General features: G+C 69.1%; 20 protein-coding genes. 8 read left to right on the top strand and 12 right to left on the bottom strand.

Translation table 11 applies throughout. The features are described from left to right. The first annotated feature begins 178 nt into the window (after positions 1–178). Together DMC61_RS30830 and DMC61_RS30825 are read left to right on the top strand one after the other, a co-directional pair. Positions 179–1,456, top strand: a complete 1,278-nt coding sequence (locus DMC61_RS30830; RefSeq protein ID WP_125693570.1) for an ATP-grasp domain-containing protein — start codon at positions 179–181, stop codon at positions 1,454–1,456. Further along, positions 1,453–2,667, top strand: coding sequence for an MFS transporter (locus DMC61_RS30825; protein WP_125693568.1), 1,215 nt, complete (start codon positions 1,453–1,455; stop codon positions 2,665–2,667). The genes DMC61_RS30830 and DMC61_RS30825 overlap by 4 nt, the downstream gene beginning before the upstream one ends. Positions 2,668–2,674: 7 nt before the next feature. On the opposite strand, the gene DMC61_RS30820 is transcribed toward DMC61_RS30825, so the two are convergent. The 5 genes from DMC61_RS30820 to DMC61_RS30800 form a co-directional block, all read right to left on the bottom strand. After that, positions 2,675–3,301, bottom strand: coding sequence for a maleylpyruvate isomerase family mycothiol-dependent enzyme (locus DMC61_RS30820; RefSeq protein WP_125693566.1), 627 nt, complete (start codon positions 3,299–3,301; stop codon positions 2,675–2,677). A 16-nt stretch (positions 3,302–3,317) separates the two neighbouring features. Then, positions 3,318–3,842, bottom strand: a complete 525-nt coding sequence (locus DMC61_RS30815) for a hypothetical protein (RefSeq protein ID WP_233595021.1) — start codon at positions 3,840–3,842, stop codon at positions 3,318–3,320. A gap of 132 nt (positions 3,843–3,974) precedes the next feature. Beyond that, positions 3,975–5,270: a M20/M25/M40 family metallo-hydrolase gene (locus DMC61_RS30810; RefSeq protein WP_125693564.1), complete on the bottom strand. Its 1,296-nt coding sequence runs from the start codon at positions 5,268–5,270 to the stop codon at positions 3,975–3,977. Continuing rightward, on the bottom strand, positions 5,263–6,090 hold the full coding sequence (locus DMC61_RS30805; RefSeq protein WP_125693562.1) for a M55 family metallopeptidase: 828 nt from the start codon (positions 6,088–6,090) through the stop codon (positions 5,263–5,265). The genes DMC61_RS30810 and DMC61_RS30805 overlap by 8 nt, the downstream gene beginning before the upstream one ends. Before the next feature lie 42 nt (positions 6,091–6,132). After that, complete coding sequence (locus DMC61_RS30800; RefSeq protein WP_233595020.1) at positions 6,133–6,729, bottom strand: hypothetical protein; 597 nt, start codon at positions 6,727–6,729, stop codon at positions 6,133–6,135. A 279-nt stretch (positions 6,730–7,008) separates the two neighbouring features. Here DMC61_RS30800 and abc-f point away from each other — a divergent pair, with 279 nt between their 5' ends. After that, positions 7,009–8,631, top strand: coding sequence for a ribosomal protection-like ABC-F family protein (gene abc-f / locus DMC61_RS30795; protein ID WP_125693558.1), 1,623 nt, complete (start codon positions 7,009–7,011; stop codon positions 8,629–8,631). Here abc-f and DMC61_RS30790 read toward each other — a convergent pair. Further along, positions 8,615–9,880 (bottom strand): family 1 glycosylhydrolase, encoded by a 1,266-nt coding sequence (locus DMC61_RS30790; protein WP_125693556.1) that lies wholly within the window; start codon positions 9,878–9,880, stop codon positions 8,615–8,617. The genes abc-f and DMC61_RS30790 overlap by 17 nt on opposite strands. Before the next feature lie 181 nt (positions 9,881–10,061). Between DMC61_RS30790 and DMC61_RS30785 the strand changes: the two genes are divergently transcribed. Beyond that, entirely contained in the window at positions 10,062–10,907 is an 846-nt protein-coding gene (locus DMC61_RS30785; RefSeq protein WP_016334212.1) for an LLM class flavin-dependent oxidoreductase, read from the top strand. Between the two features lie 453 nt (positions 10,908–11,360). Then, positions 11,361–11,933, top strand: a complete 573-nt coding sequence (locus tag DMC61_RS30780; RefSeq protein ID WP_125693554.1) for a CGNR zinc finger domain-containing protein — start codon at positions 11,361–11,363, stop codon at positions 11,931–11,933. On the opposite strand, the gene DMC61_RS30775 is transcribed toward DMC61_RS30780, so the two are convergent. Then, entirely contained in the window at positions 11,928–12,674 is a 747-nt protein-coding gene (locus DMC61_RS30775; RefSeq protein WP_370456435.1) for a PIG-L deacetylase family protein, read from the bottom strand. The two genes, DMC61_RS30780 and DMC61_RS30775, sit on opposite strands and share 6 nt — an antisense overlap. A 177-nt stretch (positions 12,675–12,851) precedes the next feature. On the opposite strand from DMC61_RS30775, the gene DMC61_RS30770 reads away from it, so the two are divergent. Next, a complete protein-coding gene (locus tag DMC61_RS30770) occupies positions 12,852–13,931 on the top strand; it encodes a glycoside hydrolase family 5 protein (protein WP_125693550.1) in 1,080 nt (359 codons plus the stop codon). Positions 13,932–14,003: 72 nt separating this feature from the next. Here DMC61_RS30770 and sigJ read toward each other — a convergent pair whose 3' ends face one another. The 4 genes from sigJ to DMC61_RS30750 form a co-directional block, all read right to left on the bottom strand. Beyond that, positions 14,004–14,891, bottom strand: coding sequence for an RNA polymerase sigma factor SigJ (gene sigJ, locus DMC61_RS30765; protein WP_125693548.1), 888 nt, complete (start codon positions 14,889–14,891; stop codon positions 14,004–14,006). Between the two features lie 65 nt (positions 14,892–14,956). Continuing rightward, positions 14,957–16,303 (bottom strand): FtsX-like permease family protein, encoded by a 1,347-nt coding sequence (locus tag DMC61_RS30760; protein WP_125693546.1) that lies wholly within the window; start codon positions 16,301–16,303, stop codon positions 14,957–14,959. Between the two features lie 93 nt (positions 16,304–16,396). After that, positions 16,397–17,431: a 4Fe-4S binding protein gene (locus DMC61_RS30755; RefSeq protein WP_125693544.1), complete on the bottom strand. Its 1,035-nt coding sequence runs from the start codon at positions 17,429–17,431 to the stop codon at positions 16,397–16,399. Beyond that, the gene (locus DMC61_RS30750; protein ID WP_125693542.1) at positions 17,428–18,609 is read right to left on the bottom strand and encodes a thiolase family protein; all 1,182 of its coding nucleotides are present in this window, start codon (positions 18,607–18,609) and stop codon (positions 17,428–17,430) included. The genes DMC61_RS30755 and DMC61_RS30750 overlap by 4 nt, the downstream gene beginning before the upstream one ends. 89 nt (positions 18,610–18,698) lie before the next feature. Between DMC61_RS30750 and DMC61_RS30745 the strand changes: the two genes are divergently transcribed. Next, complete coding sequence (locus DMC61_RS30745) at positions 18,699–19,136, top strand: helix-turn-helix domain-containing protein (protein ID WP_043848115.1); 438 nt, start codon at positions 18,699–18,701, stop codon at positions 19,134–19,136. A gap of 63 nt (positions 19,137–19,199) precedes the next feature. Here the strand turns inward: DMC61_RS30745 and DMC61_RS30740 are convergent, their stop codons facing one another. Further along, positions 19,200–19,778, bottom strand: coding sequence for a DUF2867 domain-containing protein (locus tag DMC61_RS30740; RefSeq protein ID WP_125693540.1), 579 nt, complete (start codon positions 19,776–19,778; stop codon positions 19,200–19,202). Positions 19,779–19,897: 119 nt separating this feature from the next. Here DMC61_RS30740 and DMC61_RS30735 point away from each other — a divergent pair, with 119 nt between their 5' ends. Continuing rightward, on the top strand, positions 19,898–20,458 hold the full coding sequence (locus DMC61_RS30735; RefSeq protein ID WP_125693538.1) for a TetR/AcrR family transcriptional regulator: 561 nt from the start codon (positions 19,898–19,900) through the stop codon (positions 20,456–20,458). Position 20,459 lies beyond the last annotated feature (1 nt).

The following is a 20,459-nucleotide window of genomic DNA, read 5'->3' as shown; positions in this document are numbered from 1 at the left end:
TCGGTTCTGGGGCGGGTGCCGAAACCGTCGCATCTTCGAAAAGGTCATTTCCTCTCCATTCGTGCGCTGAATCGCGCGTCGGAAGAAGCCCGGAGCGAGAGCGCAAGCGGGGAGATGCCCGGTGATCGCGATGCTGGGACCGTCGGTTTCCCGATCCACCGGTTGAGAGGTGAACCCCTTGTCGACGAAGCCCTGTGTCGTGCTCGTGGACACCTACGAAACGGCCGACCACGGGTTGCCGCAGACCGCCCGGCACATCGCGCCGGCGTTCTTGGCGCTGGGCGCGGAGTGTGTGCGTGTGCAGAGCGCGCCGGACGCACCCGGGCAGTACCGGAAGTCGTCGCCCACCATGAGCAACTATCGCGAGAACATCGTCCACGACGGTGATCTCGCGAAGACGCTGGACGCGCTGGCGGTGCACCGGCCGGTCGCGGTCGTGGCAGGAGGCGAATACGCCGTCGCGTTCACCGACGAGCTCAGCGAGGCGCTGGGAGTGCCGTCGAACGGCACCGCGCTGTCTCTTGCCAGGCGGGACAAGGCCGCCATGGGCGAGGCCGTCGCCGCGGCCGGTCTGCCCGTCGCACGGCAGTTGTCGACCTCCGACGAGGCCGAACTCGCCGCATGGCAACGTGAGGTGGGCGGACGGATCGTCGTCAAACCCAACCGCAGCGCCGGCGGTGACGGTGTGTCCTTTTGCGACACTCCGGAGCGGTCCGTCGAGGCATTACGCACGATCACCGGCCGCCAGAACGTGTTCTCCGAGGACAACGACCTCGTCATCGCGCAGGAATACCTCGCGGGCACCGAGTACATGATCAACACGGTCAGCATGGACGGCCTGCACCAGGTGTGCGACATCTGGAAGACCTCGCGCTTCGCCATCAACGGGGTGTCCGACCTGCTCGGCGCCTGCCAGATCGTGCCGAGGCGCGGACCGGGCCACGACGAACTGGTGAACTACGCGTTCGCCGTACTCGACGCGCTGGGCATCCGGCACGGCGCCGCGCACGTCGAGGTCAAGCGGACCCCGCAGGGCCCACGGCTGATCGAGGTGGGTTCCCGCCTCTCGGGCGGCGACCTGCCGCATCTGGCGCGGCTCGCGATCGGCGAGTCCCAGCTGGACTGGATGGCGGACGCGGTGCTGCGGCCGGAGCGGTTCCGTGAGCGGTGGGGCGAGGACTACCGGATCCGGCGGCACTACGCCTGGTCCGCGCTGCTCTCGCCGGTCGAAGGCACACTCCGCCGGTACACGGTGCTCGACGAGATCGAGCGGCTGGAGAGCTTCCACGAGATGTTCGTGCTGACGCAGCCGGGGAAACCGTTGCGCCGCACCGTCGACGACACGACGTTCCCGGTGGTCGTCACCTTCATGCACGAGATCGAGGAGTACGTCCTGCGCGATCTCGGCACGCTGCGGTACCTCGACGGCGTGGGCTGCTACGAGCTCGAACCATGACGGCGCCGGGGTTCCTGCGGACCCGGCTCGGCGGCCTGCCGAAATCGTTCTGGGTGCTGTGGACGGGCACGCTCGTCAACCGGCTCGGCACGATGGTCCTGCCGTTCCTGGCGCTGTACCTGACCAGCGAACGCGGCCTTTCGGTGGCGACGGCGGGCACTGTGCTGGCGCTGCTCGGCATCGGCCAGGTGTTCTCGCAGCTGATCGGCGGCATGCTGGCCGACCGCATCGGCAGGCGGGCGACGCTGACCGGCGGCATGCTCGCGACCGGCGCCATCATGCTGGTGCTGGGTTACGTCGAACGCCTCGAACTGATCGCGGTCGCCGCGCTGCTGCTCGGGCTGGCACTCGACGTGTTCCGCCCGGCCACCCAGTCGATCGTGGCGGATCTGGTGCCCGGCGCCGACCGTACGCGGGCTTTCGGACTGCTCCTGTGGGCGATCAACCTCGGCTTCTCGATCGCGATGGTGCTGGGCGGAACGCTGGCCCGCGCGGGATTCACGACGCTGTTCTGGGTGGACGCGGCGACGTGCGTGCTGTTCGGGCTGCTGGTCTGGCGGGCGGTGCCGGAGACCCGTGGTGGCGGCGGACCGAAGGAACGGGGCGGCTTCACCGTCGTCCTGCGCGACCGGGTCATGGCCGGGCTGATGCTGCTCTCACTGGTCGTCGCGTTCGTGTTCCTGCAGAGCTTGGCCACGTTGCCGCTCGCGATGCGCGAGGACGGCCTTTCCCCGGCGGGGTACGGGCTGGTGATGGCGGTGAACGGGATCGTCATCGTGGTCGTGCAGCCACTGGTGGGGCATCGGCTGGGCCGGTGGGATCCGTCGCGGGTGCTCACGTTCGGGATCCTGTTGACGGGTTTGGGTTTCGGGGCCACGGCCTTCGCGTCGACGACACCGGTGTACGCGGTGTGCGCGGTGTTCTGGACCCTCGGCGAGATCGTGATCCAGTCGGTGGGTGTCGCGATCGTGGCCGAACTCGCCCCGCCGCATCTACGCGGCCGGTACAACGGCGCCTACGGCACGGCGGCGGGCCTCGCCGCGTTCGTCGCCCCACTCGGCGGCACCCAGCTCCTGGTGCTGGGCGCGCCCGTGTTGTGGAGCGTCTGCTTCGGTCTCTGCCTGGCCGCGGCCGTCGGTCAGCTCCTGCTCGGCAACGCGGTCCGTCGCCGGATGGCCACCACGGCGGTTCCGGTCGCGGCCGTCGGCTGAGCGAGCTTCAGCAGTCCATTCGGGACGCGAGGATCGCCACGCCGGGACCGGAAAGCTCGTCCAGTGCCAAGGCCCGGCCCGCGATCGACAGCAGGACCGCCTCACCGGGGCCACGCACCTCCGGTCCGGATCCGGCCGCCCAGTCCACGTCCGTGGCGACGAGCCGGAGTCCGCGCGCCCGTTTGCCGGCCTTGATCGGCGGCGCGTAGCGGGCGAAAGCCAGTGCATGACGCAGCCTCTCCGCTGGCACCTCCCGAGGAAACCCCAGTGGCCGTCGGATGTCCTGGTGGTGGAGCAGCCCGTCGAGCAACGCCACGCGTCCGCCGAAGGCCGAGGTCAGACCACGAGGTTCGAGGTGTTCCTCGATCCTCGCGATCAGCTCCTCGGGTGTCCGGTCCGGCTTTCGCGCTACGCCGAGCGCGTTCATCCGGTTCAGCCGCAGCCCGCCGCGGACGGCCTGGCCGACCAGATCGCGGAAGCGCTGGGTGTCGTAGTCGACGACATGAGCGACGACTTCGCGGACCGTCCACTCCGAACACAAGGTCGGCGCGTCCCAGTCCCGCGGGGAGAGCGTCCGGAGGAACGCGGCGAAGTCCGCCCGTTCGTCCTTGGCGAGTCGCGCGACCGTGTTCATCGGCGGCCTCCTGTGGTCATTCGTAGTCGAGCCACCCGCAAACGTAGTAGTTCGTGTCCTCGTTCCGCTCGACATACCAGGAATAGACGACGTCGCCCGCGAGTTTGCCGCTGCGCGCGTTCCGCTGGGTGACCTTGGCCTGGACCGTCACGAACTCCTGCCCTGACGGGACGGAGTACGGCAGCATCTCCCAGCGCTCGACGTAATGCCCGTGGAGTTCGAACCCGAGCAGCGTCGACCTCAGGCGCGGGCAGGTCCCGCTGCGCAGGGCGGTCATGTCGTGATTGGCGAGCCCGTTCATGTAGACCTGGAACACGCGGTCGATCGCGGCGGGTTCGAGGCTCGGCGCGGATGACGTCGACGAGGTTGCCGGTGCGGACGTCGTCACGGTGAGGGTCTGGGTCTCGGCCGGGGGAGACGTGGTCGTTTCGGGCGGGAGGTCGGAACGCGAGATCGGGAAGCCGCCGCGGCACGCGGAGAGCGCGATGCCGAGGCCGATCAGGAGCACGCACGCGCGGGCGCGCGAAGTCGAAGGTCTCACGGAGGCGACGCTATGAGGCCTTCATGAAATTCGAATGAAAGCCTTTTGGGTGGTCGGCGCAAGTACGTGAAGGCCCCCTTCATTGCGTCTAGCGCAGTGAAGGGGGCCTTCACGTACTTGGGAAGGTGTGGCTCAGCAGTTCTCCAGGAAGTGCCGCAGCACCCGCGTACCGAACCGCAGCCCCTCCACCGGCACCCGCTCGTCCACGCCGTGCGCCATCGCCCGGTACGGGAAGCCTTCCGGAAGCAGGAGAGGCGCGAAGCCGTAGCAGTCGATCCCGAGAGGGCTGAACGCCTTCGCGTCCGTTCCGCCGCCCATGCAGTAGGGGACGACGACGGCTTCGGGATCCTCCGAGCGCAAAGCATCCGCCATCGCGTCGAACCACGGCGAATCCACCGGCGCCTGGACCGGCGGCTGGTGCGCGACGAATTCGCGGGTGACGCCTTCGCCGAGCATCGCGTCGATCTCGGCGAGCAGTGCTGGTTCGGCGTCGGGAAGGACGCGGACGTCCACCTGGGCCTCGGCCGAAGTCGGGATCACGTTTACCTTGTAGCCGGCGCCGAGCATGGTCGGCGTCGTGCTGTTGCGGACCGTCGGCACCACCAGCGCCCCGGCGGGCCCGAGCCGCGCGATCGTTCCGTCCACATCGGACAGATCGACCGGAACGCCGAGCGCTTCCCCGGTGCGTTCGAGGAAGGCCTGGACGGTCGGGGTCAGCTGGACGGGCCAGCGGTGCGCGGCGATCTTGCCGAGCGCCGTGATCAGCCGGGTGACCGCGTTCTCGTCGTTGGGACGCGAGCCGTGTCCCGCGCGGCCCTTGGCCGTCAAGCGAAGGTGCGCGGTGCCGCGTTCGGCCGTCGCCACCGGATAGAGCCGCACGATCCGGCCGTCGGCGGCCGGGACGTGGTAGGTGTACGCGCCCGACTCGCTGATCGCGGCCGCGCAGCCGTCGAACAGGTCCCGGTGCGCCGCGGCGAGCCAGTGCGCGCCGTATTCGCCCTTGTCCTCCTCGTCGGCCACGAACGCCAGGACGATGTCCCGCCGCGGCCGGACGCCGGTGGAGAGGGCAGCGAGCACCATCGCGCAGAAGTCCTTCATGTCGACGGCGCCGCGGCCCCAGAGGAACCCGTCGCGGATCTCGCCCGAGAACGGGTCCACCGACCAGTCGGCGGCGTCCGCCGGGACGACGTCGAGATGCCCCTGCACGAGCAGCGCGGGCAGGCTCGGGTCGGTGCCCGGGACCCGGGCGATCACGTTCGCGCGGCGGGGTGCGGACTCGATGATCTTCGAGTCGATCCCGAGCCCCGACAACAGCGACGCCACGTACTCGGCGGCCTCGCGCTCGCCCTCCGAGTCCCCGTTGCCCCGGTTCGTGGTGTCGAACCGGATCAGCCGCGAACAGACCTCGACTACATCCAACTCAGCCATAGATACCCTGCACCGCCCCAGCCGCGATCGCCGTGACGATCTTGAACGCCTTCATCGCTTCGGTCATGTCCGGCGCGTCGAAGCCGACCCGCCGCACGCCGATCTGTTCCACTGTCGGGATCACGGCTGCGGCCTGCGCGAGATGGCTCGCGTCGAACTCGACCTCGATCCGGTGCGGAGTGGCGTACCGCTCGACCCGGCCCGCCCGGTTCATCGAGTCCGCCGCCGCGGACGACAGCAGTTCGGCCGTCCTGGCGGGCGGAAGGCAGATCGCGGCGTAGCGGCTGACGCACTCCTTCACCGTGACCAGTTCGGCTTCGGGCGCGTAGTCCTGGGCGTCGTCGCAGGCCTTGTCGTCACCGGAGACGACCAGCACCGGGACGCCGTACTCGGCGGCCATCGCCGCGTTGAGCCTGCCTTCGCTGGCGGGGACGTCGTCGAGCCACACGCCGGTGATCTGGTTCTCCAGGTACGTGTGGGACAGGACGCCGTCGAAACCCGCGCCCGCGTGGTAGCCGAGGAAGACGACACCGTCCACGCCGCTGTCGATCCCCTGCATCATCGAGAGCGGCTTGTGCCTGCCGGTGAGCATGCGCGCGCGACCGTCGAGGTCTTCGAGCAGCAGGTTCCGCTGCGAGGAATGCGCCTCGTTGACCAGCACGTCGGTGGCGCCGGAGTCGAACAGGCCCGCGATGGTGGCGTTGACGTCACCGGTGAACAGGCGGCGGAATCGTTGCCACTGCTCGGTGCCCGGAATGACGTCCTCGGTCCAGGTGACGCCGGTGGCGCCCTCCATGTCCGCCGAGATCATGATGCGCATGCCGGGCACCCTAGCCGAGGCTCTTTGCCCCCGCCCCCGGGCTCAGGGCCAGGAACCGGAGCGCGGGTAGGCCGCCCAAGCGCGCTCCCAGGCCGCGGCCCGCTGCCGGTCGAGCACCAGCCGGACGACCCGCTGCACCAGCACGAGTGCGGCGACCACCGCGAACCAGAGCCACAGGCCGACGAGAACGGAATCGAACACCGCCGTCGACGCGTTCCTCGGGGCGGTGGTGAGCTCGCCGCGGGCGTCGATCCAGATCGGCATGGCCGATCCGGCGGGGCTGCCCGGCGCCGCGAGGACGCCGCCGGTGTGCCGGGCGCCGCGCGAGTCGGTCCAGGTCGCCTCGGTGGTGGAGGTGTCGGTCCCGACGCTCTCGCTGTCGACGATGCGGACGGGCGCCGCCTTCAGCAGGTACGCGGTGGCGGGATGACGGCCGGTCGAGTCGGCGGCTGCCGCGGCGACCTGCCTGCCGTGGTTGGCCGAGCCGACGGCGGCCGCGACCGGGATGGCGAGCAGCGCCGCGAGGATCACGAGTTTGAGGAGGAGGGCTTCGAACCGGTCGGAGCCACGCGCCAGCGAATTGTGACCAGGGAAGAGCCGTCGCCGGAACCGGGCGATCGGACCGCTGGACCCGTGCACGAGGAACCCCATTCCCTCAGACCGCGAAAACCTCCATGGTCGATTCTCGGTCACCGGGGCGCCGCTGTCGCGGTATGGGGACACAGACCACTCTGTGAACCCGTACACAACCTTTTATTCGTTTTGCCCGTCGAGGTTCTCCCGCTACCGTCTTCGGCATGGGGATTTTCTTCACTCTGTGATTCTCGCCTTCGACGCGGCCCTGGCGTAGAGCCTTCGCTCCGCCGGGTCGCGTCCTTCCTCATGTCCTTCCCCCGCGAGAATCAGGAGGACGCCCCTGTGCGTACCCCGCATCGAAATCCCGGAACACAACTCGTGCTCTCCGGTGTCACCAAACGTTTCGACGACCACGTCGTGCTCGACCAGATCTCCTTCACCGTCAAACCGGGGGAGAAGGCGGGCGTCATCGGCGACAACGGCTCCGGCAAGTCCACCCTGCTCAGGCTGATCGCCGGCCGCGACCGGGCGGACAACGGCACCGTGACCGTCACCGCGCCCGGCGGCGTCGGCTATCTCCCGCAGACGCTGGACCTGCCCGACACCGCCACGGTCGGCGACGCGATCGACCTCGCGCTGGCCGATATCCGGGAGCTCGAATCCCGGCTGCGGACGGCAGAAAAGTCGCTCGAAACCGCCGAGGACCTGGCCGCGTACGGCGATCTCATGACCGCGTACGAAGCCCGCGGCGGTTACGAGGCCGACGCCAGGGTGGAGGTCGCCCTGCACGGGCTCGGGCAACCGGGTCTCGATCGCCGCCGCGCGCTGGGCAGCCTCTCCGGTGGCCAGCGTTCCCGGCTGGCGCTCGCGGCCACCCTGGCCGCGTCGCCCGAACTGCTGTTGCTGGACGAGCCCACCAACGACCTCGACGACGACGCCGTCGCCTGGCTGGAGAACCATCTTCGCGGGCATCGCGGCCGGATCGTCGCGATCACCCACGACCGGATGTTCCTCAGCCGTGTCACCTCGACGATCCTCGAGGTCGACGCCGACCGCCGGACCGTCCAGCGGCACGGCGACGGGTACTCGGGTTACCTCGCGGCGAAGGAGGCCGCGCGAGCGAGGTGGGTCCGCGAATACGAGGAGTGGCGGCTGGAGAAGTCCCGTTACGAACGGCTGGCGGACGTCAACATCGACCGGTTCTCGGCGATCCCGCGCAAGGCTCCGGCCGCCTTCAGTGGGGCGGGCGCGTTCCGGGCCCGCTCCCGGGCGCACGGGGCGATGAGCCGGATCCGGTCGGCCCGCGAGCGGATCCAGCGGTTGGAGACGAACCCTGTCCCGCCGCCGCCGGAGCCGCTCCGGTTCACCGCGCGTATCGCCGCGGGGGAGACGGAGGCCGGTCAGTATGTGGTGAAGGCGGACGACGTGTCGGTCGACGGCCGTCTTCCGCGGACGTCGCTCAGCGTGCTTCCCGGCGAACGGATCCTCGTGACCGGACCCAACGGGGCCGGCAAGACGACCTTGATGCGGGTGCTCGCCGGTGAGCTCGCGCCGTCGACGGGATCGGCGGAGCGGACGGGCCGGATCGGGTTCCTGCACCAGAACGGCGGGCTGGCCGCCGACGCGCGGACCGTCTTGACGGTCTTCGCCGGAAATGGAGACGAGGACGAGGCGGCCGAGCGGTTGCTGTCGCTGGGCCTGTTCCGGGCGCCGGATCTGCGCAAGCCGGTCCGGGAGCTGTCCATCGGGCAGCGCCGCAGGCTGGAACTGGCCAGGCTGGTGACGGCCAGGACCGACCTGCTGCTGCTCGACGAGCCGACCAACCATCTCTCCCCGGATCTCGTGGAGGAGATGGAGCAGGCGCTCGCCGCCTACTCCGGCGCGCTCGTGGTCGTCACCCACGACCGGCGGATGCGGCGGACGTTCGAGGGCAGGCGACTCGAACTGGTCACTTCAGCGGCGTGAGCGGTCCGTCCACTTTGGCCGGGTTGAGGCAACTGTTCAGCCCGTCCACGAGCGAGCAGAGTCCGGGCCCGCGTTTGAGCCGGTAGCCCTGCGGCACGCCACCCGCCGTCACCAGATCCTGGTACGCGGGAACGGCGTCCGTGGGGCGCCGGGTCAGCGCCGGATCGGTGAGAGCGTCCACTGTGTACAGTCCGAACCGGGCGCGGTAGCTGCCCCATTCGTAGTTGTCGGTGAGGCTCCAGTAGTTGTAGCCGATGAGGTTCATCCCGTCTGCCTTCGCGCGCTGGAGCCAGTACACGGTGTCGCGCACGTGATTTCCGCGCGTGTAATCCGCGTCGCGGAGCTTCCCGTTGTCGGTCGCCATGCCGTTTTCGACGATGTAGAGCGGCATGCGCGGGAACCGGTTGTGGTAGCTGCGCAACGCGTAGTAGATGCCTTCGGGCTGGAGTTTCACGTCCCAGAACTTGTCACTGGCGGCGGCGAACACCGTCCAGTTGTCGATGCTGAGGCCGTAGTAGTAGTCGATGCCGATGAAGTCGAGCTTGTCCTTCACCTGGTCGAGGAAGAACCAGTCGGCCATCCCGTTGACCCCGGTGATGTAGGCCTGGTTGCTCGTGACCTTCGCGGTCGGGTCGAGTTCGTGGATGAGGTCGTAGGCCCGGCGGTGCGCCTGGACGACGTTGGACTGCGCCGCGAAGTACCGCGTGGCGTCCAGCGCGCCGACCTTCTGCTCGTTCCGGAGGAAGATGAGCGGCTCGTTGAACGTCACCCAGAGGACGTCCTGCCCGGCGTAGCGCTGGACGATCTTCCGGCTGAATTCCAGCCACGCGTCGGCCGTCCGCGTCTCGGCCCAGCCGCCCTGGTCGAGCGCCCAGCCCGGGTACACCCAATGGTTGAGCGTGATCATCGGCGTCATGCCCGCGGCGCGCACCTGCCGGAGCACGTCGTCGTAGAAGGCCAGTTCGGTCTCGTCCCACCGTCCGGGTGAGGGTTCGACGCGAGCCCACTCGATGCCGAAGCGGTAGGTGTTGACGCCGAGACCGGCCGCGAGGCGGATGTCGTCGGCGTAGCGGTGCCGGAAGTCCACGGAGTCGCGGTACTCGTCGACGCCGTCCTTGCCGGCGGAGCGGTCCACGAACCGCTTCCAGTTGCTGTCCGGGGCGTGGCCCTCGGACTGGTAACCGGACGACGCGACACCCCAGTAGAAGTCACGGGACCAGTCGTCATCCTGCGATGCGGACGCGTTCACGGCCGTAAGTGTCGCGCACAGTGAGACGGCGACCACCGAGGACAACACCCGGCGTAACCTTCTCCGATGCTCCGGCCACTTCGTCGATCGTTCACCGTCGTCCGCCATCTTCCGGACGCTAACGTGGGTGAACGGCGTAAACAAGCGGCCGTCCGGGGACTTCGACGATGACGTTGGGGAGATGATCGACTTGACCGGCAGCACGGTCCGCCATGCCGTCTATCTGCCGCCTTTCGGCCCGTTCGGTGAGCCTGGGGTGCTCGTCGACCTCGCCGTGCGCGCCGAGGCGGCGGGCTGGGACGGGTTCTTCCTGTGGGATCACGTGGTCGCGGACACCATGCCCATCGCGGATCCGTGGACGACGCTCGGCGCCATCGCGCACGCGACCAGCAAGCTGTTGTTCGGCCCCATGATCACGCCGCCCGCCCGGCGCCGCCCGTGGGTGGTCGCGCGGCACGCGTCGACGGTCAGCCGTCTCTCCGGCGGCAGGCTGATCCTCGGCACCGGCCTGGGTTCGGACGAATCCGGCGACTTCAGCCGATTCGGTGAACAGACTGACCTGCTGACCCGGTCGGCGATGTTCGACGAAGGCCTCGACGTCATCCGTGCGATCTGGTCCGGCAGGCGGTTCGACCACGACGGCGCGCACTACCAGGTCGCGCTCGCCGAGGCACCGCCCGAACCGTTCCCGATCCCGGTCTGGGTGGCGAGCTCCACCGACAACCCGCGCGTCGTCCGGCGGGCGGCGCTGTGCGACGGGATCTTTCCGAACCCGGAGGACCACACGCCGACCGCCGAGGAGATCGCCGAGACCCACCGCGCGCTCGGGCTCGCCGGGCTGGAACCGGGCCGTCCTTTCGACGTCGCCGTGGCGGGGAACGCGAGCCCGGCGTGGGAGGAGCCGATCAAGGTCGATCTGCCCGCGCTGGGGCAGGCCGGGATGACGTGGTGGATGGAGTCGCTGATGCACCTCGACCCGCTGGAGCTGTCGCAGAAGATCGTGGACGCCGGTCCGCCTCGGTGGTGAGCGGCCGCTCGGCCTCGTGAGTGGTAAGGACGGTTCTAACCGTCCTTACCACTCACGAGCATCGGGTTGCTACCCCAAGTACATGAAGGCCCCCTTCATGTACCTAGGCGCAAGGAAGGGGGCCTTCATGTACTGGGAAAGGTGTGAAGGTCGAGTTTCCTCGGCTGAGCCGAGGGAAGGGGTCCTTCACGCGCGGCTGTCGTGACTGCTGACGCAGGTGGGGCGTATGTGGCGATCATCGAGTCCGTGAAGGCCTCCTTGAGGGACCCAGGGTCCCTCAAGGAGGCCTTCACGGACTGGCCGGGCAGTCAAGTCTGTCCATAGTGGACCGGTGCTGCGCCGTGCGCAGGATTCCGTTGCTCCGAACGACTTCATCGCCCTTGCGATGCCGCTCGCCTTTGATAGCGTCACCGCGGGCGTCCTGCGAAGCAGTGACGCACGGGGGAGGGGCGAATGGTCGACGGGCATCACGCGATGCGGCTGGAGACCGGGGTCACGCTGATCAACGCGCTGACCGGCGAGCATGTCCACGGCAGGCCGAAACCCGTGCTCGGTGGCCACGATCTCGTCCGCGTCGCCACCGAGGCACTCGGCGGCGACGGAACCGGCAACGGGCAGATCGACCTGCTCACCGCGGAGCGGTTGCGGAATCTCGCGGCGCGGCTGCGTGAGATCATCGAGTCGCTGTCGCGGCGGGAGCACGACGAGGCGGCCGGCCTGCTCAACCGGATGCTCGTCGACAGCAAGGCCCGCCCGTCCCTGCAGCGCCACGGCGAACAGTCGTGGCATCTGCATTTCCACGGTCCCGACGCCGACCTCGTCCAGCAGTGGGCGGCCGGGCTCGCGGTGTCGGTGGCCGCGGCGTTCGGCGAGCACATCCCGCATCGCGTCGGGCTGTGCGCGGCGCCGCGCTGCGATCAGGTGTACATCGACGCGAGCCAGGCGCAGATCAAGCGGTTCTGCGGGCTCGCCTGCCAGAACCGGGTGAAGGCCGCCGCGTACCGCGCCCGTCGGTCAGGATCATGATCCGCGCGGCGTCGCGTCGACGTACCACTCGCGATTGAACACGAGGCCGAACAACGGTGCCGGCAGACGGGTCACGACGCGCATCAGCGGTGCCAGCCTGCCGTTCCCCTTCACCTGTGAGGAGTGGGCGGCGATCGCGGCCTGCTTCTGGCGCGCGAAACGCCGGACGTCGAAGGTGTGCGTGATCTCCGAGCGGGCGCTGTACGCGCGGAGAAGCGCGTCGACGTCGTAGCGGAACGGGATCCGCGCCAGGCGCACGATCCGCACCAGGCGTGCGACGGCGTCGCGGGGGATCGTGGCCTCCAGTAGCCGGACGTCGCCGGCGAGTTCGGCCGCGCGCTTTCCGACCTCGTGCACCTTCACGTGGTCGCGGTGACCGTAGCCGCCGTTGCGGTCGTAGCTCAGCAGTACGGACGCCTTCTCCGCGCGCAGGATCTCCGCGAGCCGTGCCGCCGCTTCGTCGGTGCTCGCGCGGACGAAGCGGACCCAGCCCGGCGGATCCGGATAGAGGATCGCACCGTGGCCACTGCCCGCGTAGCCGAGATGGACGACCCGAGCGACGCCCAGCACCTTCGCGCTCGCTTCGAGTTCGGCCCGGCGCGCCGGGTCCGCGCCCCGCATGCCGATGGTCGCGACCACGAGGACGACCCGGTGGCCGTCCGCGGCGGCGCGGGCGAGGGTGCCGCCGGTCAGCAGGGCTTCGTCGTCGGGATGGGCGTGGAAGGCCACGATGGTCGTCACAGTCCGAGCATGCCCGAGATGGCCGGAACCGTCGGTGGTCAAGTCTTGACCGTCCGTCGACCCTGTGGGTAATCTTCCCTTTACTTTCCAATAGTAAGGAAAGTTTCCTATTTAACTCCGCCGCCCTGACCGTCGGCGCGCCAACGTCGGTGCCGTCGACGCGAGAGGAGAAGCCGAATGCGCTGGGACAAGATCCGACTCCGGGTGACGGCCGCACTGGCCGCCGGGCTGCTGGCCCCGGTCGCCGCCGCGAGCACCTCGATGGCGACCGAGACCGCGACAGAACCCGCGACGCAGACCGCCGCCGCGCTGCCGCCGGGCAGTCCGGCGGCGATCAACGGACAGCTGAAGGTCTGCGGCCTCCAGCTCTGCAACTCCGCCGGCAAGCCGATCCAGCTCCGGGGCATGAGCACCCACGGGATCCAGTGGTTCAGCCAGTGTGTGAAGACCGCTTCGCTCGACGCGCTGGCCAACGACTGGAAGGCCGACGTCCTCCGGATCTCCATGTACATCCAGGAGGGCGGCTACGAGACCAACCCGCGCAAGTTCACCGACATGGTGCACGGGTACATCGAAGAGGCCACCAAACGCGGGATGTACGCGCTGGTCGACTGGCACCAGCTCACCCCCGGTGACCCGAACGCGAACCTCAGCCGCGCCAAGACGTTCTTCACCGAGATCGCCCAGCGGCACAAGGACAAGACCAACATCATCTACGACATCGCCAACGAGCCCAACAACGTCAGCTGGGACCGCGTCCGCAGCTACGCGGAGCAGATGATCCCGGTCATCCGCGCCCAGGACTCCGACGGCGTCGTGCTGGTGGGCACCCACGGCTGGGGCTCGCTCGGCATCTCCGACGGCCGCAACGAGACCGACATCATCAACAACCCGGTGCGCGCCAGCAACTTCATGTACACGTTCCACTTCTACGCGGCGTCGCACAAAACCGAGTACTTCAACGCGCTGAGCCGCGCCGCGAGCAAGATCCCGCTGTTCGTGACCGAGTTCGGCACCCAGACCGCCAGCGGTGACGGCGGCAACGACTTCACCAACTCCCAGAAGTACCTCGACTTCCTGGCGTCGAAGAAGATCAGCTGGACCAACTGGAACTTCTCCGATGACAGCCGTTCGGGCGCGGTGTTCAAGCCGGGCACCTGCTCGGGCAGCTCGTTCACCGGCACGGCTCCGCTGAAGCCCGCCGGTGTCTGGATCCGGGACCGCATCCGCACCGCGGACAACTTCCCGACCTCCTGATCCCGGCAGCGCGCACGTCAGGAAAGGGTCGTTCAGGACGGAAAACGTCCTGAACGACCCTTTCCTGACAGGTCAGCCGAGCGGTTCGAAGTCCAGCGCGGCGAGCCGGTCCGGGTCGGCCAGGATGTCGATCGCCGCGATCTTCCCGCCCACGACGGTGAACGCGAAGACCGTCGTCGGCACGCCGTCCTTGGTGACGACCATCCCGGCCGCGCCGTTGACCAGCGCGGGCCGCAGCTCCCCGCCCTCGCCCGCGGCCCGGAACATGAGTGCCTGGCTCGCGATCTTGGCCGCGCCGCGCACGAACCGCGAGGTTCCCGCCGGAGCCGCGCCACCCTCGGCACGAAGGATGACGTCCGGGTCGAGCACCGAGACCAGCGCCTCGAAATCGCCGCCCCGCGCGGCGGCGAAGAACGCGTCGACGACTGCCCGCTGACGGCCCAGATCCGCGTCCGGGACAGTCGGCGAACCCTGCAGGCGACGGCGTGCGCGGCTGGCCAGCTGCCGGGTCGCGGCGGAAGACCGGCCCACGATCGGCGCGATCTCGTCGAACGGCAGGGCGAACATGTCGTGCAGGACGAACGCCAGCCGTTCGGCGGGGTCCAGCGTGTCGAGTACGACCAGGAGCGCCAGCCCGACCGAATCCGCCAGCAGGGCTTGGTGTTCCGGGTCGATTCCGCCCGCACGGCCGATGATCGGGTCGGGGAGCTGGGCACCCACCGGCTCTTCCGGCCGGGACTTGCGTGAGCGCAGCATGTCGAGACAGATCCGGCCGACGACGGTGGTCAGCCAGCCGCCGAGGTTGTCCACCTCGCCGGAGTCCGACCGGCTCAGGCGTAGCCAAGCCTCCTGCACGGCGTCGTCCGCCTCGCTCAGCGAACCGAGCATCCGGTACGCCACCGCCCTCAGATGCGTCCGGTGCCCTTCGAAGCGCCGCGCCAGCCAGTCGTGTTCGTCCACGGTCCCCATCCTTCATCGCTCAGTCGTAACCCTGACGCGTGGGGGAACGGAGATGTGACAGGCCTTCAGCCGCGGGTGCCCGCCTGGATCGCCGGCGTCCACATCGCCTTCACCGCCGCGCCCACATGCGAACCGAGCGTCAGGACCACGGTGATCGCGACGACGGCGAGATAGATCCCGATCGTCTCGTCCGGTACCGGGCTCCCGGTCCTGGCGACGCTGTACGGGACGACGGTGACGACGGCGGAGAGCGAGCCGAACAGGACGCCGACCGCCACCAGGACGGTGCCTTCGGTGCCGACGAGCCGCAGGACCTGCGAAGGTGTCGAACCGATGAGCCGTTGTTGCCCGAACTCGCGGCGGCGTCCGATGAGCGCGGCCACGACGGTGTTCACCAGCATGACGGCGGCGAACAGCGCGATCATGCCGACGACGACGTAGTTCAGGGTCTCGATGCTGTTCGCGATCGTCGCGGGCGCGGTGCCCGCCGAATTCTCGATGGCCTGCATGTACAGCGTCCCGGTCGCGATGCCGGTGAACAGGATGATCGGCACCAGCACCCCGGCCAGCTGACGGCCGCGGACGCGTAGATGCGCCGCCGTCAGCTGACCACTGACGCCGGCTCGCCGCAACGGAGCGGCGAGTACCGCGGCGATCGGGCCGAGCAGCGCGGGGGAGAGGAGCGCGAAACCGATCGCGGCGAGGATCGCACCCTGGCCGCCGACCGCCATCAACGCGGGCTCCGTCCCGGTGAACACGGTCATCGTCAGCACCCCGCAGCCGAGCCCGGAGGCGAGGACAATGCCGGCGGCGATCATCCGGAGCCGGCCGGTCGGCCGTGTGTCGATCCCTGACTCGCGAATTGCCTCGATCGCCCGGCGCCGGGTCACTTGCCGTGCGGCGACCGTCGCGGCGACGAGTGCGGCGAGAAGGGTGATGCCGGTGCCCATGGACACCCCGATCAGCCCGAACCGCGCCTCCAGCCCGGCCGGTATGCGGCTGGTGTCGCCGAGCAGCGTGACCAGCCACCGCCCCGCGAAGACCGACGGCACGACGGCCGTAGCCGCGGCGAGGACGGCGACGACCGCCGCTTCGCCGACGATCATCCGGCCGATCTGCGACGGCGTCGCGCCCGCGCTCTTCAGCAACGCCATCTCCGGCGCACGTTGCCGGATCAGCAGGGAGAGCGTCGACAGCGTGGCGAACAGGACGATCACCAGCCCCCAGCCGCCGACGACACTCGCCATGATCAGCAGGGTCTTCGCGGTCTCCGGATCGGCGGTCGCCCGAGTGTCCAAAAGGGACGCGAACGTCATCAGGATCGTGGCGCCGAAGAACATCGCCACGAAGCTTGCGACGAATCCGGTGGGACGGCGGCGGAGCGACGAGAACGCCAGCTTGGTCGCGATCATGCGGAAGGTCCTCCCCAGGCTTTGCCGCCAGGTTAGGGAGCACCGGCGGCGCCGGACATGGGACAGGCCCCCGGGAGTGCGGTAGGGGCGGCCCTACCGCCGCGGGTAGCCGCCGTCGACCTCCTTCACCGGTTTGTGGGGGAAGCGGCGTTCGGCGTAGGCCTTCGCCGGGGAACCTTCCCGCACGTACAGCGTCTCCACCTTGTCCTGCAGGGGTTTCACCACGGTGCCGAGGAAGCCGCGCCGGTCTTCGAGGTAAGGCCCGAGCACGTCTTCGCCCGCCGGGCAGACCGCCATGCAGTACGCGGCCTTGTAGTTCGGCTTGAACGCGAGGCTCTGCCACATCGACACGTTCTCCGAGTCGGACACCCTGGAGCGGAAGTCGGCGGCGTCCTCGCTGTCGGCCACGGTCTGCGCCCAGTCGGTGAAGCCGCTCATGAACTCGCGGTAGTTGTGCGTCGAGCAGGCGAGGAAATCGAACTCGCCGGTCTTCGAGATCGCGCCGATCGGGCAGGCGGCGACGCACAGCTTGCATTCCAGGCAAGGGTTGTAGTCGATCGCCTCGCCGTAGGTGGACACCTCGGCGTCGACCAGCAGGGTCGCCAGCAGCACGAAGTTGCCGAATTTCGGGTGGATGACGTTGCGGTGCAGCCCCATGGCGCCGAGCCCGGCCGCGACGGCGACCGTCTTGTGCGCGACGACCCAGATCCGGCCGGGGTAGTGCTCCATCTCCATCGGGAACGTCGCCGACGGGTTGATCGCGCGGTACCCGGCGTCCTGCAGGGTCCGGACGATCGTGTGGCCCGCTTCGTTGATGATCTCGCCGGTGCGATGGAACTCCTGGTTGGCGACGCTGCGGGCGGGGGAGCGGACGTCGTCGCGGTTCATCCGCACCACGAGCGAGACGAGGGTCTTCGTGCCGGGCAGCGCGCGCTCGACGTGCTCGCGCTCGTCCGCCAGATCCGGGTGGTCGAGGGAGACGGCGGCCGCGTCGTCGGCGCCGGCGGCGAGACAGATCTCCTTGAGCCAGGCGGCGTCGATGACCGGCGACGGTTTGTCGCGTGGCTTGGCGAGGACCGCCTGTACCGAGGGGTGATCCTTCAGTTTCCTGGGGAGCCGGTCGGTCACAGCGCCTCCAGGATGGTCGCGTTCGCCTGGCCGCCGCCTTCGCACATCGTCTGCAGGCCGTAGCGGGCACCGTGGTGGTGCAGCGCGTTGACCAGCGTGCCCATCAGCCGGGTCCCGCTCGCGCCGAGCGGATGGCCGAGCGCGATCGCGCCGCCGTGGACGTTCACCTTGGCCGGGTCGGCGCCGGTTTCCTGCTGCCACGCCAGCACGACACTGGCGAAGGCCTCGTTGATCTCGAACAGGCCGATGTCCGCCAGGCTCAGCCCTGCGCGCCGCAGCACCTTCTCCGTCGCCGGGATGACGCCGGTGAGCATGAGCAAGGGGTCGGAGCCGGTGACCGCGAAACTGTGCAGGCGGGCGCGCGGCCGGAGGCCCAGCCTCGCCGCGGTTTCGCTGGAGGTGATGAGTACGGCCGAGGCACCGTCGTTGATGGGACTGCTGTTGCCCGCGGTCACCGACCAGTCGATCTGCGGGAAACGCGCGGCCACGTCCGCGTCCTGGAACGCCGGGCGCAACTTGGCGAGGGTTTCGAGGTCGGTGCCCGGCCGGACCGACTCGTCGGTGGACACCCGGCCCGAGGGCGTCTCGATCGGCACGATCTGGCTCGCGAACCGCCCGAGTTCGTGTGCCCGCGCAGCCTTCCGGTGCGAGGACATCGCGAATTCGTCCATCGCTTCCCGGCTGAGCGACCACTTCGCGGCGATGAGTTCGGCGCTGATCCCTTGGGGCACCAGACCTTCCGGATAGCGTTCCGCGACACCGGGGCCGAGCGGGTCGGTGCCCGGCAGCACGTTCGACCACATCGGGACCCGGCTCATGGACTCGACGCCGCAGGCGATGACGACGTCGTACGCGCCGGCCATCACCCCTTGCGCGGCGAAGTGCACCGCCTGCTGGCTGCTCCCGCACTGCCGGTCGACGGTGGTCGCGGGCACGCTTTCCGGCAGCCCGGCGGCGAGTGCCGCCCACCGCGTGACGTTCTGGGCCTGCTCGCCGACCTGGTCGACCGCGCCGCCGATGACGTCGTCGATCAGCTCGGGGTCGAGCCCGTTGCGCTCGACGAGCGCCCGCAACGTGTGGGCGAGCAACTGGACCGGGTGGATCTCGTGCAGGGCGCCACCGGGCTTGCCCTTGCCGATCGGGGTTCGGACGGCGTCGACGATGACCGCGTCGTGCACGGCTGCCTCCAGTAGTGAGTTGGGATCTCCAACTCACTGTCGCACCGAGTGGGTTGGAAATCAAGACTCACTGGGTTTACGCTGGTCGCATGACCGAAGGACCGAGGGACTGCTCGATCGCCAACGCGATGGAGGTGATCGGGGAGCGCTGGAGCCTGCTCGCACTGCGTGAGGTGTTCTTCGGGGCGCGGCGGTTCGACCAGATCGTCCGCAACACCGGGGCGAGCCGGGACATCCTGACCGCGCGGCTGCGGAAGCTCGTCGAGACGGGGATCCTCGAGAAACGGCTCTACGAGGAGCATCCGCCGCGCTACGAGTACGTGCTCACGGAGGCGGGGCACGCGCTCAACCACGTGCTGCTGAACCTGATGGCGTGGGGCGACACGTATGTCACCGAGGGGCCGCCGCCGACGGTGTGGCGGCATTCGTGCGGTGAGGTGCTCGCGCCGGAGACGGTGTGCGCGCACTGCCACGAACCGGTGCGGGAGAAGGACATGACGCTGGTGCGGAGCACGCGCCGATCTTGAGTCGTCCGTGAAGGCCTCCTTGAGGGACTCTGGGTCCCTCAAGGAGGCCTTCACGGAACGCCGCTAGCCGCGGGTCTGCCACTCCCGCGCGATCATCCGCATGAGCGCCGGATAGATGATCAGGTACCGGAACGGCTTGATGAAGCCCATGTACGCCCGGCCGAACAGGCCGTTGGGTTTGACCAGCACCGCCATCTGACCGCGGTATCCGCCCTGGCCATCCTCGACCCACGCGATGTGCAGGACGCCGTGCATGGTCCGGTTCGCCATTTCGGCGGCGAACTCGTCTTCGAGCCGGTAGAGCGGGGTGAACGGCAACCAGTCTTCTTCCGGGCCGGTGGGGGTGTCGCGGAGGTCCTGCGGCAGCTTGCCGCGGAGCGATCCCACCCGTGTGTCGAGTCCCGAATCCCGCTTGTCCAGTCCGAGCAGGCCGCCGAGCTTCCACCGCAGTGCCCACAGTGCCCGGACGGGAAGTGGCGACCCGTCCGGGAAGTTCCCCGACGAGAACTGCTTCACCAGTTTGCCGAAGTCGTCCGGCCCGCCGGGTGTGTCGAGCGCCCCGACGTCTTCGAGGTCGAAGTCCCCGGCTATCTCGTGGATCCGCCAGGTGTGCGCGGTGTGGGCCGTTTCCGCGAGTTTCATGCCGAGACCCCGAATCCGACAGTCATCGTCGTTGTTCCTCCCAGTGCGTTTCCGCCATCTGTACGGTAGCGTATATATCGTCCTCGTGGTGCTGGAGTGACGGGAGATACGGTGATCGCATGGCCGCCGAAACCCGGACCCCGCCGAGCGCCTGGATCGACGCGGGGCTGACCGCCCTCGCCGCCGGAGGCCCCGACGCGGTCCGCGTCGAGGCACTCGCGAAAGCCTTGGGTGTCACCAAAGGCGGGTTCTACGGCCATTTCGCCGATCGGGGCGCGCTGCTGGAGGAAATGCTCGCCACCTGGGAGCGGATGAGCACCGAGTTGCTGTTCGAAAGTGTCGAGAGCGAAGGCGGCGACGCCAGGGCGAAGATCCGGCGCGCGGGGTTGCTCGCCGGCGAGCGTCTGCTGCCGATCGACCTCGCCATCCGGGACTGGGCCCGGCGCGACGCCGCGGTGGCCGAACGCCTCCGGCGGGTCGACAACCAGCGGATGGACTACCTGCGTTCCCTCATGCGCGAGATCTTCGCCGACGAGGACGAGGTCGAAGCCCGCTGCCTGCTCGCGTTCTCGCTCCTGATCGGCAAGCACTTCATGGCCGCGGACCACGACGGCCGGTCCCGGGACGAGGTCACCGAACTGGCCGGGGCGCTGCTTCTCGGCGGCGGACCCGTCGGATGAC

The organism is Amycolatopsis sp. WAC 04169 (assembly GCF_003947535.1).
Classification (GTDB): domain Bacteria; phylum Actinomycetota; class Actinomycetes; order Mycobacteriales; family Pseudonocardiaceae; genus Amycolatopsis; species Amycolatopsis keratiniphila.
The sequence above is the reverse complement of the archived record's forward strand: the minus strand, read 5'-3'. Positions and strand labels throughout refer to the sequence as shown.